Source organism: Sphingopyxis fribergensis, from assembly GCF_000803645.1.
Lineage (GTDB): Bacteria > Pseudomonadota > Alphaproteobacteria > Sphingomonadales > Sphingomonadaceae > Sphingopyxis > Sphingopyxis fribergensis.
Map to the genome: position 1 here is coordinate 3,320,142 of NZ_CP009122.1, position 17,210 is coordinate 3,337,351.

General features: G+C 63.7%; 15 protein-coding genes. 7 read left to right on the forward strand and 8 right to left on the reverse strand.

The window, feature by feature from the left end; genetic code table 11:
• Positions 1-30 precede the first annotated feature (30 nt).
• The 4 genes from rpoD (at position 31) to SKP52_RS15370 (ending at position 5,041) form a co-directional block, all read left to right on the forward strand.
• Positions 31-2,055, forward strand: a complete 2,025-nt coding sequence (rpoD, locus tag SKP52_RS15355) for an RNA polymerase sigma factor RpoD (protein WP_039576139.1) — start codon at positions 31-33, stop codon at positions 2,053-2,055.
• A 695-nt stretch (positions 2,056-2,750) separates the two neighbouring features.
• On the forward strand, positions 2,751-3,047 hold the full coding sequence (locus tag SKP52_RS15360) for a PspC domain-containing protein (RefSeq protein WP_039576141.1): 297 nt from the start codon (positions 2,751-2,753) through the stop codon (positions 3,045-3,047).
• A 269-nt stretch (positions 3,048-3,316) separates the two neighbouring features.
• Positions 3,317-3,988 (forward strand): DUF6975 family protein, encoded by a 672-nt coding sequence (locus SKP52_RS15365; RefSeq protein ID WP_228383667.1) that lies wholly within the window; start codon positions 3,317-3,319, stop codon positions 3,986-3,988.
• A 207-nt stretch (positions 3,989-4,195) separates the two neighbouring features.
• Positions 4,196-5,041 carry an AAA family ATPase gene (locus SKP52_RS15370; protein WP_039576143.1) on the forward strand — a complete coding sequence of 282 codons (846 nt, stop codon included), beginning with the start codon at positions 4,196-4,198 and terminating at the stop codon, positions 5,039-5,041.
• Positions 5,042-5,164: 123 nt separating this feature from the next.
• Here the strand turns inward: SKP52_RS15370 and SKP52_RS15375 are convergent, their stop codons facing one another.
• Positions 5,165-6,562 carry a methyl-accepting chemotaxis protein gene (locus SKP52_RS15375; protein WP_039576145.1) on the reverse strand — a complete coding sequence of 466 codons (1,398 nt, stop codon included), beginning with the start codon at positions 6,560-6,562 and terminating at the stop codon, positions 5,165-5,167.
• A gap of 113 nt (positions 6,563-6,675) precedes the next feature.
• Between SKP52_RS15375 and SKP52_RS15380 the strand changes: the two genes are divergently transcribed.
• The gene (locus SKP52_RS15380) at positions 6,676-7,251 is read left to right on the forward strand and encodes a phosphoribosyltransferase (RefSeq protein ID WP_039576147.1); all 576 of its coding nucleotides are present in this window, start codon (positions 6,676-6,678) and stop codon (positions 7,249-7,251) included.
• Positions 7,244-8,287 carry an adenosine deaminase gene (locus tag SKP52_RS15385; protein ID WP_039576149.1) on the forward strand — a complete coding sequence of 348 codons (1,044 nt, stop codon included), beginning with the start codon at positions 7,244-7,246 and terminating at the stop codon, positions 8,285-8,287. The genes SKP52_RS15380 and SKP52_RS15385 overlap by 8 nt, the downstream gene beginning before the upstream one ends.
• Before the next feature lie 243 nt (positions 8,288-8,530).
• Here the strand turns inward: SKP52_RS15385 and mreB are convergent, their stop codons facing one another.
• The 7 genes from mreB to SKP52_RS15420 all read right to left on the reverse strand — a co-directional run bounded on the left by mreB (position 8,531) and on the right by SKP52_RS15420 (position 15,764).
• Positions 8,531-9,571, reverse strand: coding sequence for a rod shape-determining protein (gene mreB, locus SKP52_RS15390; protein WP_039576150.1), 1,041 nt, complete (start codon positions 9,569-9,571; stop codon positions 8,531-8,533).
• Between the two features lie 179 nt (positions 9,572-9,750).
• Positions 9,751-10,230: a hypothetical protein gene (locus tag SKP52_RS15395; protein ID WP_039576152.1), complete on the reverse strand. Its 480-nt coding sequence runs from the start codon at positions 10,228-10,230 to the stop codon at positions 9,751-9,753.
• Positions 10,231-10,317: 87 nt separating this feature from the next.
• Positions 10,318-10,632 (reverse strand): reverse transcriptase-like protein, encoded by a 315-nt coding sequence (locus SKP52_RS15400; protein WP_321164054.1) that lies wholly within the window; start codon positions 10,630-10,632, stop codon positions 10,318-10,320.
• Positions 10,633-10,709: 77 nt separating this feature from the next.
• A complete protein-coding gene (locus tag SKP52_RS15405; protein ID WP_039576156.1) occupies positions 10,710-12,809 on the reverse strand; it encodes a TonB-dependent receptor plug domain-containing protein in 2,100 nt (699 codons plus the stop codon).
• Positions 12,806-13,552: a hypothetical protein gene (locus SKP52_RS15410; RefSeq protein WP_148309155.1), complete on the reverse strand. Its 747-nt coding sequence runs from the start codon at positions 13,550-13,552 to the stop codon at positions 12,806-12,808. Before SKP52_RS15410 ends, SKP52_RS15405 begins: the two co-directional genes overlap by 4 nt.
• A 113-nt stretch (positions 13,553-13,665) precedes the next feature.
• Complete coding sequence (locus tag SKP52_RS15415; protein ID WP_039576160.1) at positions 13,666-15,390, reverse strand: M56 family metallopeptidase; 1,725 nt, start codon at positions 15,388-15,390, stop codon at positions 13,666-13,668.
• Complete coding sequence (locus SKP52_RS15420) at positions 15,390-15,764, reverse strand: BlaI/MecI/CopY family transcriptional regulator (RefSeq protein WP_039576163.1); 375 nt, start codon at positions 15,762-15,764, stop codon at positions 15,390-15,392. Before SKP52_RS15420 ends, SKP52_RS15415 begins: the two co-directional genes overlap by 1 nt.
• A gap of 158 nt (positions 15,765-15,922) precedes the next feature.
• On the opposite strand from SKP52_RS15420, the gene SKP52_RS15425 reads away from it, so the two are divergent.
• Entirely contained in the window at positions 15,923-17,101 is a 1,179-nt protein-coding gene (locus tag SKP52_RS15425) for a vWA domain-containing protein (protein WP_039576165.1), read from the forward strand.
• The last annotated feature ends 109 nt before the right edge of the window (positions 17,102-17,210 follow it).

Consider the following 17,210-nt stretch of genomic DNA (forward strand, 5'->3'; position numbering starts at 1 on the left):
ACCACTTATTGCCCCTAGGCAGGAACAAAAATGGCCACCAAGAACACCGCCGAAACCGATACCGACACCGACGGCCCGCTGATCGACCTCAATGAGGCCGACGTCAAAAAGCTGATCGCGCGCGGCAAGAAGCGCGGTTACCTGACCTATGACGAGCTGAATGCGGCGCTGCCGCAGGACGAGATGTCGTCCGAGCAGATCGAGGATATCATGTCGGCGATCTCCGACATGGGCATCAACATCGTCGAAAGCGACGAAGATGTGCAGGAAGAGGCCGACCAGGAGCCCGACGACGAAGTCGATGTCAGCGCCGGCACCGGTTCGGTTTCGAACCCCGCAATCGAAAAGAAGAAGGAAACGGTCGATCGCACCGACGATCCCGTTCGCATGTACCTGCGCGAAATGGGCGCGGTCGAGCTGCTCAGCCGCGAGGGCGAAATCGCGATCGCGAAACGCATCGAGGCGGGCCGCGACACGATGATCCTCGGGCTTTGCGAAAGCCCGCTGACCTTCAACGCGATCATCGACTGGTCGAACGCGCTGAACAATGGCGAGATGCAGCTGCGCGAGATCGTCGACTTGGAAGCGATGCTCTCGAAAGACCCGGTTCCCGAGAATCTCGAGGAAGAGGGCGCCGAAGACAACGGCGAAATCAGCGAAAAGACCGCCGGCGTGTCGTTCAAGGACGAGGATGAGGTCGAGGAAGAGCCCGCCGCCGATTCGGATGACGAGGACGGCGAAGGCTCGTCGGGCAAACGCGAAACCTTTGAGGAGGATGAGGAAGACAACACCCTCAGCCTCGCGGCGATGGAAGAGCTGCTGAAGCCCGACGCGCTCGAAAAATTCGCGAACATCACCAAGAGCTTCAAAGCCTTTTCGAAGCTGCAGGAAGCGCGCCTCGAATCGCTTTCGGGCGGCGAGGAATTCCCGTCGGCGTCGGAGAAGAAGTACCACAAGCTGCGCGAGGAGCTCACCGCGCAGGTCGAGAGCGTGCAGTTCCACAACACCAAGATCGAATATCTCGTCGACCAGCTCTACAGCTATAACCGGCGCCTGACCGCGCTCGGCGGTCAGATGCTGCGCCTTGCCGAACGCCACAAAGTGCCGCGCAAGTCGTTCCTCGACAATTATGTCGGGCGCGAGCTCGAAGAGAATTGGATCGATGGTGTTTCGTCGATCGACAAGAAATGGGCCGCCTTCGCCGAGAACGAGGCCGGCGCCGTCGACCGCATCCGCATCGAGATTTCCGAAATCGCGCAAGCCGCGGGCATGAGCCTGACCGAATTCCGCCGCGTCGTAAACATGGTCCAGAAGGGCGAGCGCGAGGCGCGTATCGCCAAGAAGGAAATGGTCGAGGCGAACCTGCGCCTCGTGATCTCGATCGCCAAGAAATACACGAACCGCGGCCTGCAGTTCCTCGACCTGATCCAGGAAGGCAATATCGGCCTGATGAAGGCGGTCGACAAGTTCGAGTATCGCCGCGGCTACAAGTTCAGCACCTATGCGACCTGGTGGATCCGCCAGGCGATCACCCGCTCGATCGCCGACCAGGCACGCACGATCCGCATCCCGGTCCATATGATCGAGACGATCAACAAGCTGGTTCGTTGCAGCCGCCAGTTCCTCCACGAAAGTGGCCGCGAGCCGACCCCCGAGGAAATGGCCGAGCGTCTGTCGATGCCGCTCGAAAAGGTCCGCAAGGTGATGAAGATCGCCAAGGAGCCGATCAGCCTCGAAACGCCGATCGGCGACGAAGAAGACAGCCACCTCGGCGATTTCATCGAGGACAAGAATGCCGTCATCCCGGTCGACGCCGCGGTGCAGTCGAACCTCAAGGAAACGGTTACGCGAGTTTTGGCGTCGCTTACGCCGCGTGAAGAGCGTGTTCTCCGCATGCGCTTCGGCATCGGCATGAACACCGACCATACCCTTGAAGAGGTCGGCCAGCAGTTCAGCGTGACGCGCGAACGTATCCGCCAGATCGAGGCGAAGGCGCTCCGCAAGCTGAAGCACCCGTCGCGGTCGCGCAAGATGCGGTCGTTCCTCGACCAGTAAGCGCGGATCAAGAGCGAGAATTCAAGGGCGGTCCGGCAACGGGCCGCCCTTTTTACGTCCGCTTAGGGGTGGTGAGCGGACGTTCCCTCTTCTTCGTCATCCCGGACTTGATCCGGGATCCATGACTTCAGCGCCGCAGTGGATCCCGGATCAAGTCCGGGATGACGATGATGCAAATATCCTCCCTGTGGCGAAGCCATGGGGAGGTGGCAGCGCGGAGCGCTGACGGAGGGGCAATGGCGCTGCCGTTGCCGCCCCTCCACCAACGCCTGCGGCGTCGGTCCCCCTCCCCATGGCTTCGCCACAGGGAGGACCCTATGTCCACTACTGGTCGCCTCCGGCCATTCGCCACCCCGGCCAAACGAAGGCGCGCAGAGCACGATCTGGCGCCGCCCCGCGCACATGCTGCACCGCACAAATATTTTGCCCGATCCTCTTTAAATCTTCATATTTCAACGCCAGATAGCCGTCGTCACACCAATGCGGCGCGCTTCATCAAGGGTTCAGCCGCGACCCATCAAATGGCAATCATTCCCACTCGTTGGGAAAGGATTCATAAGAACTAGCGGAAAGCCCGTCGGGGCGAAACAGAAAAGCCCGGAAATTCGAGGGACTGCACAAATTGGCACGGCCTTTGCGATGCATTCGGCATCGGCGCGGGGCAGTGCCCGCCGCCCAAGGGAAAGACAAAAAAGATGGAAAACGAAACCACCAACCTCTTCCGCCGCCGCGACACCTTTTTCGGTATCTGCGAGGCTGTTGGCCAGGATTTTGGCTTCAACCCGCTGTGGCTGCGCCTTGCCTTTGTCGCGCCGCTCTTCTTCTTCCCGGTCCAGACCTTCATCGGCTATTTCGCCCTTGGTCTCGTCGTGCTGGCCTCGCGCCTGATCTTCCCTGCCAAGGCGGCAGTGGCTTCCCAGCCCGCGCCGAGCGCGGTCGAAGTCGACGCACCGAAGGCGGAAAAGACCGAGGAGCTCGCACTCGCAGCTTGAGCAGAGCGGCCGGACGCTCCCTCTCCCATCAGTCCGGCCGCTCCGCTCAATGGCGTCCCCCCGGCGCCATAAAGATGAGACCGGCAAGCCTTCCCCGGGGTTTGCCGGTCTCTTCGCGTCTGGGCGGCGTATTTGTCCCTGACTGAAACACTCATGTCACAAATCAAACGCCGCTTATAAACGCGACGTTTACGACGTGGGCTTATGATCGATCGCTGTAATTCCATTGGCTTGGGGCGCAGCGCCCCCGCCACAGCGAGGATCAAGCGTTGAGCCCATCGACCCAGCCCAAGCTGCCGACGCGCGGCGTCGCCGAAATGCTCGATTCGCTGGTCGCCAGCGACGGCACCGGCGCGCACTCGCACGTCCGCTCGGGCGCATTGTCGAACGGCCCCGACGCGATGCGCAACCTCGCCGATGCGGTCCATTTCCTCTGCCTGCTCCACGGCCGCTATCCGGGCGTGATCGACAATGCCGCGCGCAAGGCGGTCGACCCCGCCTCGCGCCGGTGGATGAGCGAAGCAGCCGATGCCTTCGTCCAGGAACGCGCCTTCCTGACCAAGATCGCCTCCGCGGTCGGCCCGGTGCCGAGCACGCAGGGCCAGGCGCAATGCGAAGCCGCGGTCGCCGCGCAGCGCAAGGCAATCGACATGCTCGCCGAGTCGGACCGGCACGGCTGCGCGGTCGGTGCCGCAATCGCACTGACGCTCGACTGGCGGACGATCCGCGTCCTGCTCGACATCAGCGCGCAGCGACTCGACCTCAGCCCGCCGACCTGCACCCTCCCCGACCTTCGCGACACCGCGCGGCTCGCGTCGACGGTCGCCGACACGCCTGCGGTCGAACGCGCGATGGTGTTCGGCGCGCAGCAGTTGATCACTCAGCACAGCGGCCTGTGGGATCTGATGGCGACGCGCGCCGCGAGCCGGACGATAACCTAAACCGACGAAGCGATTGAGCGCGACAAGTCCCCCTCCCGCTTGCGGGAGGGGTTAGGGGAGGGCATGTCGAATAGCGCGAGCCTTTGGAACACGCCCTCCCCCGCCCCCTCCCGCAAGCGGGAGGGGAGAAGAAGCGGCCGCTTGCACCGCTCCCCCGCCCCCGCTATGCCTGCTTGACGTTCACGTTAAGGGAAAGGCCGCGAGCCGATGCGTTTCGAAGGTACCAGCGCCTATATCGCCACCGACGACCTGAAGGTCGCGGTCAACGCCGCGACATTGCTGCGCCGCCCTTTGCTCGTGAAGGGCGAACCCGGCACCGGCAAGACCGTGCTGGCCGAAGAAATCGCGAAAGCTTTCGACGCGCCGTTGATCACCTGGAACATCAAATCGACCACCAAGGCGCAGCAGGGCCTCTACGAATATGATGCGGTTGCGCGCCTGCGCGACGGCCAGCTTGGCGAAGAGCGCGTCCACGACATCCGCAACTATATCCGTAAGGGCAAATTGTGGGAGGCGTTCACCTCGCCCAAGCTCCCCGTCCTGCTGATCGACGAGATCGACAAGGCCGACATCGAATTTCCGAACGACCTGCTTCAGGAACTCGATCGCATGGCATTCCATGTCTATGAGACCGACGAGACGATCACTGCGAAGGAACGTCCGATCGTCGTCATCACCTCGAACAATGAAAAGGAATTGCCCGACGCCTTCCTGCGCCGCTGTTTCTTCCACTATATCAAATTCCCCGACCGCGACACGATGGCGTCGATCGTCGACGTCCATTTCCCGGGCATCCAGAAGACGCTCGTGTCGCGCGCAATGGACATCTTCTACGAAGTCCGCGACGTGCCCGGCTTGAAGAAAAAGCCGTCGACGAGCGAGCTGATCGACTGGCTGAAGCTGCTGCTCAACGAAGACATGCCGCTCGAGGTGCTCCAGAACCGCGACGTCGGCAAGGCGATCCCGCCGCTCCACGGCGCGCTGCTCAAGAATGAGCAGGATGTGATGCTGTTCGAAAAGCTGGCGTTCATGGCGCGCCGTCAGGGCAGCTGACTAGCCCCAACCAGACTGCGTATCCCCGCGAAGGCGGGGATCCATCTCCCGTTGGCTCTATCTTGCTCGGTCAGGAGATGGGCCCCCGCCTTCGCGGGGGAACAACGCTTTTATCGGCGCGCCCTACAGCTGGTAAGCCACCTCGACATCACCCCAGCGGCGGCCGTTGATCACCGCGGGCATATAGACGTTGCGCACCGTCAGATAATTGATCCCATCGCCTTCCTGGCGATAAACCGTCATGAAGAAGGGCGCGGTGCTGCGTTTTGCCGCGGCGTCAGTCTCGTCATAGAGCAGACGCCCGTTGCGGCAATGCGCGGTGTCATGTTCGAGGTCGCCGGTCGGCGCACGCGAGCATTCGGTGATATGCGTCGGCAGGAAGCCGTTCATGTCGCCCGCCGACGACATCTTTATCTCGGGATGGCTGGCGACGATGCGATCGAACAGCGGCCGCCAATTGGCATCGGCCCAGTCGCAGAGCGTCGTGCGGAAGCGTTCGGGGTTCGAATTCGGCACACGCACATAATTGGTGTCGAACAGCTGTTCCATCGACAGCTCGCCCCGCGCAACCGCGCGTTCGGCCAGCCCGACGAATTCGTCGCGTACCTTGGCCGCCAAGGCGACGATCGCCGAATCCTGGGGCGATACGCCTGCCGAGATCACGGCGTTGAACATACGGTTCGACACATGCTCCATCGACAGGATCGAATCGCGCGTTCCCACTAACGTCGAACTATTGTCGCGTACCGAGGTGACGACGCGGTCGAGCGCCTCGCGCACCTTCGCGCCATTGGCGTGCACCATGGCCGAGCTTTGCGCGATGCGGTCGCTCTGGTCATCGAGCAAGGCGACGAGATGCGTCGCGTCGTGCAGCGCGTCGGTGATCGTTTCGAACTGCGCCTCGGCGCGGCTCGACTGTTCGACCCCCGACTGGATTTCGGTGACGAGCCCGCTTGCTTCGGCGGCGAGGCTGCCGATGCTGCGGCGGATTTCGTCGGTGGCGCCGCGCGTATTCTGCGCCAGCTTCTTCACCTCGGCGGCGACGACGGCAAAAGTGCGACCGGCATCGCCGGCGCGTTCGGCCTCGATTGCAGCGTTGAGCGCCAGCATGTTGGTGGTCTTGGCGATCGACTCGATCGACTGGCTGACCTGCTGCACCTGCGCCATCACCGCGGCGAAATTGGTGACATGCGTGCCGAGCCGCGCGACGAGGTCGATCACCGAACGAAATTCGGTGACCGCCGCATTGACGCGCTCGGCGCCGGTATCGAGCTGTTCGCATGCGCGCGCCGACAGGATTTTCGCCTCGTCGGTCGAATCGGCGATCTGGCGCTGGTCGGCCTCGAGGCTGACGACATATTCTTCGAGCCGCCCGAGTTCGCCGATCTGGCGGTCCATCTGATCGGTCGCGAGCTTGATCCGCCCTGCGGCATCGCTGCACCCGACAGCCAGCTCGCCGCAATCGCTCGCGACCGACTGGTCGAGGATCTGCGCAACCGGGTTGATCGGATCATATTTCATTGGCTTGCCCACGTCCCTGGATGATCGCGAAGCTATGACGGGCAATGGTTAACGGCGGGTCAATGGGTGGATCCCGCCTTGCCCCGCTCCGCGCCCGCGATTAGGCCTGCACCATGAGCGGCGAGAAAATCTTCATCAGCGCGAACGACCTGCTCGCCGACTCCTTCCGCCTCGGCATGCAGGTGCTGGACAGCGGGTTCAAACCGACGCACCTCGTCGGCATCTGGCGCGGCGGCGCGCCGGTGGGCATCGCAGTGCAGGAACTGCTCGATTATCACGGCCAGCATTGCGACCATATCGCGATCCGCACCTCCTCCTACCACGGCATCGACAAGCAGGATGCACACGTCAAAGTCTTCGCCTTGGGCTATTTGATCGACACGCTGAACCCCGAGGACCGGTTGCTGATCATCGACGACGTTTTCGACAGCGGCCGCAGCATCCGCGCCTTCATCGCCGAACTGAAAGCGCGCTGCCGCAACAATATGCCGCGCGATATCCGCATCGCGACGGTCTGGTATAAGCCCGGTCGCAACGTCACCGACCTCCGCCCCGATTTCTTCGTCCACGAAACCGACCAGTGGCTGATCTTCCCGCACGAGGTCGACGGGCTGACGGTCGACGAAATCCGCCGGCACAAGCCCGAGGCGGCGATCATCCTGCGCGAGGAGCCAAAACCCGATGCCTGATGGTTTTGCATCAACCGAGGAGCGCGCCACTTTCATCGCCGCGCTGCCCAAGGCCGAGCTTCACCTTCATATCGAAGGGTCGCTCGAGCCCGAGTTGATGTTCGAACTGGCGCAGCGCAACCATGTCGCTATCCCCTTTGCGTCGATCGAGGAAGTGCGCGCCGCCTACGCCTTCTCGAACCTCCAGGATTTCCTCGACATTTATTATCAGGGGATGGGCGTCCTCCACACCGAGCAGGACTTTTACGACCTGACCGCCGCCTATCTCGCGCGCGCGAATGCCGACGCGGTCCGCCACGTCGAAATCTTCTTCGACCCCCAGGGGCATACGGCACGCGGTATCGCCTTCGAAACCGTCGTCGCGGGCATCACCCGCGCGCTCGACGATACGGCGGCGAGCTACGGCATGACGTCGAAGCTCATCATGTGCTTCCTCCGCCACCTCAGCGAAGCCGAGGCCGAAGCGACGCTCGACGAAGCCCTGCCCTTCCTCGATCGCATCGACGGTGTCGGCCTTGATTCGTCGGAGGTCGGCCATCCGCCCGCGAAATTCGAACACGTCTTTGCGCGCGCCCGCGGTCTCGGGCTCAAGATCGTCGCGCATGCCGGCGAGGAAGGCCCGCCCGCCTATGTCCTCGAAGCGCTCGACCTCCTCAAAGTCGACCGCATCGACCATGGCAACCGCAGCCTCGAAGACCCCGCGCTCGTCGCGCGCCTCGCGGCCGAGGGCATGACGCTCACCGTCTGCCCGCTTTCGAACCTGAAGCTCTGCGTCGTAGGCGACATCGCCGACCACCCGCTGCGCACGATGCTCGATGCGGGGCTCGCGGCGACGGTCAACAGCGACGATCCCAGCTATTTCGGCGGCTATGTGAACGCCAATTATCAGGCCGTCGCCGACGCGCTCGACCTGTCGAGGGACGAACTGCTCACGCTCGCACGCAACAGTTTCACCGGATCGTTCCTGAGCGACGCCGACAAAGCGCGCCACCTCGCGGCGATCGATGCCTACGCCCGACCCGCGCCACGAGTTTAGAGACGGCCGCCAACGACCGAAAGCAGAAATAATATCCTCCCTGTGGCGAAGCCATGGGGAGGTGGGAGCGCGAAGCGCTGACGGAGGGGCCAATGGCGCGAGGTCGCGGCCCCTCCACCACCGCCTGCGGCGGCGGTCCCCCTCCCCATGGCTTCGCCACAGGGAGGATTAACGTCAGCTCACCACCCCAAAGCGGTCATTTGTGCCCCGCTTGGAGCAGTCCATCGGGCAGAAATTTTCAGCTCAAGCGGTGATCAGCACGCCATGATAGGCGGGATCCTCGAACGCGCGTCCCGCGCCCATCGCGACGCAGATCAGCGCGTCGTCGGCCACCACCACCGGCAGCCCCGTCGCGCTCGCGATCGCCTCGTCCATCCGCCGCAGCAACGCCCCGCCGCCGGTCAGCGTAATGCCCTCATCGATAATATCGGCCGACAGTTCGGGCGGCGTCTGTTCCAGCGCCGCGCGTACCGCGCTCACGATCTGGCCGACGGGTTCGGCCAGCGCCTCGGCGATTTCGGCCTCGGTCACCTGCACCTCGGCGGGGCGGCCGGTCACCAGGTCTCGGCCCTTGACGCCCATGACCATGCCGTCGCCGACCGGCGGCGTCGCGCATCCGATCGTCAACTTGACGCGCTCGGCGGTCATTTCACCCACCATCAGATTATGTTTGCGGCGGATCGAAGAGGAAATCATCTCATCCATCTTGTCGCCGCCGACGCGCACCGAATTGCTGTAGGCGACGCCGCTCAGCGATAGCACCGCGACCTCGGTCGTGCCGCCGCCGATGTCGACGACCATCGCCCCGCGCGGTTCGGTGACGTGCAGCCCCGCGCCGATCGCCGCGGCGAGCGATTCCTCGATCAGCCGCACCGACACCGCGCCGGCATTGGTCGCGGCGTCGCGGATCGCGCGGCGCTCGACCATCGTCGATCCCGACGGCACGCAGATCACGACATGGCTCCGCTGCCTGAACCGGCTGGCGCCGCCCTGCGCCTTGTCCATGAAATGCTTCAGCATTTGTTCGGCGACATCGATGTCGGCGATCACCCCGTCGCGTAAGGGACGGATCGCCTGGATATTGTCGGGGGTCTTGCCCATCATCGGCTTGGCTTCGTTGCCGACGACCTTGACGCGGCGCACGCCATCGCGGGTTTCCAACGCAACGACCGACGGTTCGTTGAGGACGATGCCCTTGTCGCGCACATAAACGACGGTGTTAACGGTACCCAGATCGATGGCCATATCGTGCGCGGTCGACGCAAACCGATTAAAAAACTTCATATTCGGGGCAAATGCCTTCGGGAATGATGGAAGAATCAGGCGCAGCGGGGCCTTTGGCGCCCCCGACGTCTGTCATATATCGCTGCGTCCAAGGGGGCATGACGTCAACTCCGACTGCCCCACTTGCTGCCAGAACGGTAGTTTCTCAGGCCCGACCGATCCCCTCGCCCTCGATTTTCCTAGTCGTGCGCGCCCGGCGCAAGGAACTTCAGGCCCTGCAATTTGACGACCTGGTCGCCCGCACAAACCGGCGCGGCGATCAGCCGCATCCACCGCCGCGGCGCCGCGGCGGGCTGGATTTCGACATCGAGGGTGAAGCCGCGGCGGTGCTTGATCGCATAGGCGCGCAATTTCTCCATCGCCGCCCGCGACCCTTCGCAATAGAGCGCCACCGTTTCCTCGCGCGTAATAGCTGCATCGCGCGGGATGCCGAAAATGTCATAAATCTCGCCCGACCAGCTAAGCCGGTTGTTGTCGACAAGGTCGCATTCCCACACCCCCGGCTGCATCTGCCCCGGCCGCGCCGATCCCACGATATACGTAATATCTGGCACCGGATCCAGCGTGTCGCAGCCATGGATCTGCCCCAATTCGAAAAAACGGTCGCGCTCATAGAGCGGCCAGCTGTGGTGGACGGGCAAGGGATAGGTCTGCTTCAACGTGCGGGTCTCCCATCGGGTCCACCAAGAATAGGCCAGCCGCGCTTAACAACTCGTGATGCCGATGGACAGCCCTTCGGCGCGCTATCACCCGCGCGCCAGCGCAATTCCCGCCAGATTTTGCGTCCGCTTGATATAACGCACGGCCGGCATCGCCCCCTCGCCGACTAGCGCGCGGAAATTAGCCAGATGGTGTGCCCCCTCCCCGCGCGCGCGCACGGCGCCATTCGCCTGTTCCACCACCGCCGCCGCGTCGCCGAGGAGGACGAAATTCGTCAGCCCCAGCTGCTGCGCCAGCCGCAGCGCCGCGATCAACGCCAGCCACTCGGCATCCATGCTGCTGCCGATCCCCGCGTCGCGCACGACCGTCGCGGCGCCGCCGGTCACGACGGCGGTTTCCATCTTCCCGGGATTGGGCCGGCACCCGCCATCGAAATAGATTTTGATCCGGCGCGCCACCATCAAACTCCCTTAGCCGGTCAGAACTTCCCGCGCACCGAAAAGGAAAAGATCGGCCCGATCAGCCGGTCGCGTTCCTCGATGAAGCTGACCGGGCTTTCGCCGCGAACCCCGGTATAGGCCGTCCGGTCGCGCCTCGATCGCGCATTGGCGATGTTGCGGATCGACGCCCGGACAGTCAGGCCCAGCACATCCTTATGCTCGACGAAAACCGACGCCCACACCGGGCCTTCCCATACTCTGTCGGTCTGGTTGCGGCGATAACTCGGCTGATAGTGCGAATATTCGACATCGCCGCCCCACGCCCAGTCGCTCGCCGGGATGTCGTGGCGCAGGCCGAGGCTGATCACCGTGTCAGTAAAGCCGTTCCACTGCCTTTTCTCGCCGGTGAAGGGATCGCGCAGCGAACTTTTCTGTAGCAACATCCGGGGCTCGAGCTTCATTCCCTTGATCCCCGCGGGGTCGAGGTTGATCGTCGCCGTCCAGTCGATCGCGCCCGCCTTCGCCTTCGCGATATTGCCCACCGCCTCGCCATCGGTGCCGATCGGAATCACATCGACGCGGTCCTCGACGTCGCGATAGATGAGGATGAGCTTGGTCGAGCCCCACGCGCCGAACTTCTTGTTGATCTCGGCCTCATACGACCAATCCTGCTGGGGCCTGAGATCGTTGTTGCTCTCATTCTGGTTGCCGTCGTTCAGGAAAGCCCGCGCCAGGAAGTCATAGAAGGACAATTGCAGCACGCGCCGCCGCATCTTTACCGACACGTCGAAATCGGCGGTTGGCGTCCAGGCGAGCGAGATCGACCCCTTGGGCCGGAAAAAGCTGCGCGTCAGGCCGTTCATGCCGGTCTGGGTGATCGTCGAATGTTCGGCGCCCGCGACAATCTGGAAATTCAGCTTGTCGGTCAGCTTGCGCCCGAAGCTCAGGAGACCTTCATAGCGGTCCTCGCTCACCCCGCCGGTGCCGCCCTCGAACGGCTGGTCTACCCATGCTCCCGTTGGATCAAGCACCGCGATCGACGCTACATTGTCGAGCGTGTTGAACGCCGCCTCACCTGACAATTGCCAGTCGCCGCCGAACATCTTCCACTGATATTCGCCGCGCCCGATCGTCTCGCCAAGGTCGCCGGTCTGAGCAAAACGGTCGCCCGTCGCGACGCCGCCGTCGGGGGTCGTGATGATCTCCTGCCGGTACGGCTCGTGGCTGAACCGGCGGAGCCCGATCAGCTTCAGCTTTCCCGGTCCGACGCCGAATTGATAATCGCCGCTGAACTCATAATTCCAGCTGTCGGCATTTTCATATACCGTGCGGATGCTGTCGGGCAGGCCCGGTCCGGTGCGCAGGCCATCCTCATAATAGCGGTCATATTTGCGCTGATAATGGCCGCCGAGATTGGCGACGGTGTCGCCCGCCGGATCCCACATAATTCGCCCCGACAGCTTCGGCGTGTCATAATGCGTGTTCCAGATGTCCTTGCGCCGCTCGGTGATGTTGCGCGCGCCGTCATAGAGGAGCGTCGGCCCACCCGCGCCGCTGCGCGCCGAATCGTCGTTATTCAGCGCGACCTCATATTCGACCGCCCCGCTGCGGCCGCGCACCGACACGTCGGCGCGGGTGAACAGGGGATCGGTGTAATGGGCGCGAAATTCGGGCTTCCACGAAAACTGCCCCGAAAAGGCATCGGCGCGATAGACGACATTGGCGACCTGTCCCGACAGTCCCGGAATATCGAGCGTCGCGCCGTCGACGACCTCGATCCGTTCGACATTGCCTGCGGGAATGCGCGACAATTGAGTGTACATGTCGTCGCCCTTGTTCGACGGCCGTTCGCCATTGAACAGGACATTGCCCGTCGCCTGCCCCAGCCCGCGCAAATTCTCGTTGTCGCGGATCTGGAAACTCGGAACCTGGATCAGCATGTCATAGGCGTTGTTGGGCGAATAGCGCGCGAAGTCGGCGGGCGTATAGACCTGCCGCGCTGCGCTGCTGATCCCGCCCGCCGGTACTTCGGTTGGTGCCGGAGGTGGGGTATCGCCGTTCGGCGCCGCGGCCTCCTGCGCCAGCGCGGGGGTGGCCAGCGCGGCCGCAACCGCTATCAGACTGCTCCAACGCTTCACTTGGAAACTCCCCCCGCGGCACGGTTCATCGCCTGCGCATATTCGCCCGTCACACCCATCGCCTTCATCCCGACGACCTCATCTGCGCTAAGCCTCCTGTATCCCGCCGCGGCAAGCCCGCGCACATAGGCGCCATCGACGCCAAGCGCCTTGCACGCGATCGCATCCTCGACGTCGGCAAGGACCAGTGCTTCGGACCGGAGGTCGCGAATATATTCGGGCCGCACCTCAAGTGCCGCAGCGGCGATTAGGTCGTCGGCGTCCTTCGGTCGCACCCCTTCGCGCGTCAGCCCGTCGGCCAGCTCAATTGTCGCATCGACGAGGAGCATCGCGAGCAGCGTCGAACGTCGATCCGGCGCTAGACCGCGGTCACCCAGCGCGCCCTCGAACGCGGGGTCGGAGGTGAAGCGGCATTCGCCTTTCCCGTCGAACGCGCGCGTCAGCGTGCCGGTGCACGCCAGCGTCCCCGCATCATGCGTCACGACAAAGCTGACCGGCCCCGGCGTCGTCCGGCCGAGCGCAGCCTCGGCGGCGGCGAAATAGGGGCGCGAGCCGTCGAACGTCTGATCACTGCTCGACTTTTTGTGCTGGATGCGGACGCGCGGCGCACCCCTCTTTCCGCCCGCCGGTTCGGCAACCCAGCTGACGTCGCTCAACACGAGCGGATCAGCAGCGGCGCTCGGCGCCGAACAGGCGAGGATCGACAGCAGCGCGGCGCCGCCGGTAAGATACAGGGCTTTCATTTGGTGCACTCCTCCCTCCGTGCGCCGGGCGAGCGCCATCGCTCGCCGCCGCAACGGCGTTTCCAAACAGGGTTTCGATTAAGCGTCCGCAGCTGCGGACGAATGGCCGGGCGTCAGTCGCGGACGGGCGGCTCCGGCGGTTCGGGTTTCACGGGGAATGCAATCTGGGCGGTCCGGCCGTCGGCGGCCCGCGCCTCGATAACGCCACGTTCCATATCGACCACCGCGACATTCTCGCCGCGCACCGCTTTCGTGGCCGAACGGGGCGCCCTCGCAGGCCGCGGTTTCGTCGCCCCGACCCACCCCGTTGCGCGCAGTTCGATAGCATCGTCGGCGCGGCGCATCTTCACCCCCGACCGTTGCATGTCGGTGACGAAATCGCAGTCGACCCCCATCGCCTTCAGCGCGATCAGGTCGTCGATGCCGACGTCGGGGAAATGCGATTTCATGTCGCGGGCGAAGGCGGCATTGACGCCGACATGACGTGCGCCGACCAGTTCGTCGAAATCGGCGCCGGGAATGACGTCGCGCATCTGCCGGATATAGGCCGGGTCGATCCCGCTCGCCTTCGCCGAGATGATCTCGTCGGCATCGAGCGAGCCGCCATGCTCGCGCATCTGGGCGACATATTCGGGGGTCACACCGACCGCGCGCATGCTCACCAGCTGTTCGGCGCTGAGCGTCTTCGACGTCGCTGCTGCGCGGCCCGTATCATCGGTCTGGGTTGCCTTTGCAGCTGCGGCGGACTGCGATGTCACGGTCGTCGTCTTCCTGATCGTCGAGGCGACGGCGGAGTGGACGTCCGCCGTCAGTGCGGGCTTAGCGGTCGCCGAGAAGGCAGCGAGCGGCACGGTGATACCCGCGAGCACCACCAGGCTCATCAGGATCCAGCTCGCGCTCGCCGGACCGCGCCTCAGGCTGCCGTCGAGGACGCGTGTGATCCGGCGCTTCAAACTGTCCTTGCCCGGCGCGACGCCATGCGCGGCGAGCAGCGCGCCCTGATTGTCGTGCCGCGCCGCGCCGACCAGCAGGGTTGCATAGTCGGGACCGTCGATGTCGGCCATCAGCACCGCGTCATCGGCGGCTTCCTCGCGCAATTGGTGGCTCTCGCGCGCCAGCATCCACACCAGCGGATTGAACCAGAAGACCGCACAGGCGACACGCGCGCCGAGCAGCTTCGCCCAGTCGAGCCGCGCGACATGCGCCAGTTCGTGCGCGATGATCGCCTCGGCCTCACCCGACGCCGCCACGGCTTTCGGGCTCAGCACGATCGTCGGACGCAGCACGCCCCAGCTGATCGGCGAGCGCAATTCGTTGCTGACCAGCAGCGCGGTGCCATGCTTGAACCCCATCCGCCGCTGCGCCTCGGCGAGCGCCGACAGCCACGATCGCTCGACCAATATTTCGGCGCGCCCGCGCATCGCGAACAACCGCACCACCGCGACCGCCATCACTCCAGATAACAGCAGGAGCGGGGCAAGATAGAGAAAGGGTGCAAGGTCGCTCCACGAAAAGACGATCGGCGTCGATCCGGCACTTTCCACCACGACAGGGACTGACGTCGCAGCGGGTGCCGGATCGATCGCCGACCCCCCCGTTGTTGCCGTTTGCACGATCGGCACGGCGGGTTCGAAGGACCAGGCCGCGGGCAGCGGCGCCCATTGCGGCAGCAGCAATATAGCGGCCGGCAGCGCGAGCAGCGCCATCAGGCCCGCATGCGCGATCATCGACCGCTCGCCGGCCGAACGCCAGCGCGCGAGGCGCAGCAGGCCGAGCGTCAGCGCGGCGACAATGACGGATTTCCAGGCAAGGCCCAGCAACATGGCGGCGGTCAACATCACGCTTTCCCTTCGCGCGCTTTAGCGATCATCTGTTCAAGTTCGTCGAGTTCGCTATTGCTCATCTCGTCCTGCATCCCGAGCAGCGCCGCGGCAGCACTCGTCGCCGATCCGTTGAAGAAGACGCGCACGACCTGTGACAGCGCGGACTTGCGCGCGGTCTTGTCGGACACGCTCGGCGCATAGACGAAACCGCGGTCGGACTGTTCGCGGGCGACGAAGCCTTTGGTCTCCAGCCGCTTGAGCATCGCGCGGATCGCGGAACCCGACAGCTCGTCGGCCAAGGCTTCGCCAATCTCGATGACGGTCGACGCCCCGCGCTCGTATAGGATATCGACGATTTCGCGTTCCCGCGGCGGCAAACTGGACAACATGCGACTCACCTCATGCGCTACATTTGTAGCGTGCTACATTTGTAGCGCATTCTTGGCAAGGGGTTTTATTCGGATAACACACAAGGGGCGGTTGGGGCATCGCTTTCCGTAAACGTAAAGTGATTGCGCCCGCCGCCCCGACAGGATAATCCTACCCCATGTTTTTCGGCTTTCTCGACGAGCTTCGCGCCGCGGGCATCCCCGCCAGTCTGAAAGAGCATCTGATGCTGCTGGAGGCGCTCGACCGCGAGGTGATCGACCGCAGCCCCGAGCAATTCTATTACCTGTCCCGCGCGATCTACGTGAAGGACGAGGGCCTGCTCGATCGTTTCGACCAAGTGTTCAACAAGGTCTTCAAGGGCATCATTTCGGATTACGGCCAGAACCCGGTCGACGTTCCCGCCGACTGGCTGAAGGCGGTCGCCGAGAAATTCCTGACGCCCGAGGAAATGGCCGCGATCGAATCGCTCGGCGACTGGGACAAGATCATGGAGACGCTGAAAGAGCGGCTCGAGGAACAGCAGAAGCGCCATGAGGGCGGCAGCAAGTGGATCGGCACCGGCGGCACCTCGCCCTTCGGAAATTCGGGCTATAACCCCGAAGGCGTGCGCATCGGCGGCGAGAGCAAGCATAAGCGCGCGCTGAAGGTGTGGGAAAAGCGCGAGTTCCAGAACCTCGACAACACCAAGGAACTCGGCACCCGCAACATCAAGATCGCGCTGCGCCGCCTGCGCAAATTCGCGCGCGAGGGCGCGGCCGACGAGCTCGACATTCCGGGCACGATCGACGGCACCGCACGGCAGGGCTGGCTCGACATCAAGATGCGCCCCGAGCGGCGCAATGCCGTGAAGCTTCTGCTCTTCCTCGACGTGGGCGGATCGATGGACCCGTTCATCAAGCTCTGCGAAGAATTGTTCAGCGCCGCGACGACCGAATTCAAGAATCTCGAATTCTTCTATTTCCACAATTGCCCCTATGAAGGCGTGTGGAAGGACAATAAGCGCCGATGGTCCGAACGCCACCAGATGTGGGATATCCTCCACAAATATGGCCATGATTATAAAGTGATCTTCGTCGGCGACGCGTCGATGAGCGCCTATGAAGTCACCCATCCAGGCGGCAGCGTCGAACATTTCAACGAGGAATCGGGCGCGGTGTGGCTCCAGCGGATCACCCATGTCTATCCCGCCGCGGTGTGGCTCAACCCGGTGCCTGAGGCGCATTGGGGCTACACCCAGTCGGTAAAGCTGATCAAACAGTTGATGAACGACCGCATGTATCCGCTCAGTCTCGAAGGGCTCGACGATGCGATGCGCGAGCTGACGCGCAAGCATTGACGCGGCGTGGCCAACTTTGGCCGTGACCCTTTTTTGCCTATCCCCTAATTCCGTTCGCATCGAGCGAAGTCGAGATGCCCCTCGTCGGCGCCTGCCCCCAGGGTGTCTC

Bases quoted from the DNA above. Each gene is read 5' to 3' on its own strand.
- SKP52_RS15385 (WP_039576149.1), top strand. From the start codon at position 7,244: ATGCCTGATGGTTTTGCATCAACCGAGGAGCGCGCCACTTTCATCGCC.
- SKP52_RS15360 (WP_039576141.1), top strand. From the start codon at position 2,751: ATGGAAAACGAAACCACCAACCTCTTCCGCCGCCGCGACACCTTTTTC.
- SKP52_RS15400 (WP_321164054.1), bottom strand. From the start codon at position 10,632: ATGGAAACCGCCGTCGTGACCGGCGGCGCCGCGACGGTCGTGCGCGAC.
- SKP52_RS15410 (WP_148309155.1), bottom strand. From the start codon at position 13,552: ATGAAAGCCCTGTATCTTACCGGCGGCGCCGCGCTGCTGTCGATCCTC.
- SKP52_RS15380 (WP_039576147.1), top strand. From the start codon at position 6,676: ATGAGCGGCGAGAAAATCTTCATCAGCGCGAACGACCTGCTCGCCGAC.
- SKP52_RS15420 (WP_039576163.1), bottom strand. From the start codon at position 15,764: ATGTTGTCCAGTTTGCCGCCGCGGGAACGCGAAATCGTCGATATCCTA.
- mreB (WP_039576150.1), bottom strand. From the start codon at position 9,571: ATGAAGTTTTTTAATCGGTTTGCGTCGACCGCGCACGATATGGCCATC.
- SKP52_RS15425 (WP_039576165.1), top strand. From the start codon at position 15,923: ATGTTTTTCGGCTTTCTCGACGAGCTTCGCGCCGCGGGCATCCCCGCC.
- SKP52_RS15415 (WP_039576160.1), bottom strand. From the start codon at position 15,390: ATGTTGACCGCCGCCATGTTGCTGGGCCTTGCCTGGAAATCCGTCATT.
- SKP52_RS15370 (WP_039576143.1), top strand. From the start codon at position 4,196: ATGCGTTTCGAAGGTACCAGCGCCTATATCGCCACCGACGACCTGAAG.
- rpoD (WP_039576139.1), top strand. From the start codon at position 31: ATGGCCACCAAGAACACCGCCGAAACCGATACCGACACCGACGGCCCG.
- SKP52_RS15375 (WP_039576145.1), bottom strand. From the start codon at position 6,562: ATGAAATATGATCCGATCAACCCGGTTGCGCAGATCCTCGACCAGTCG.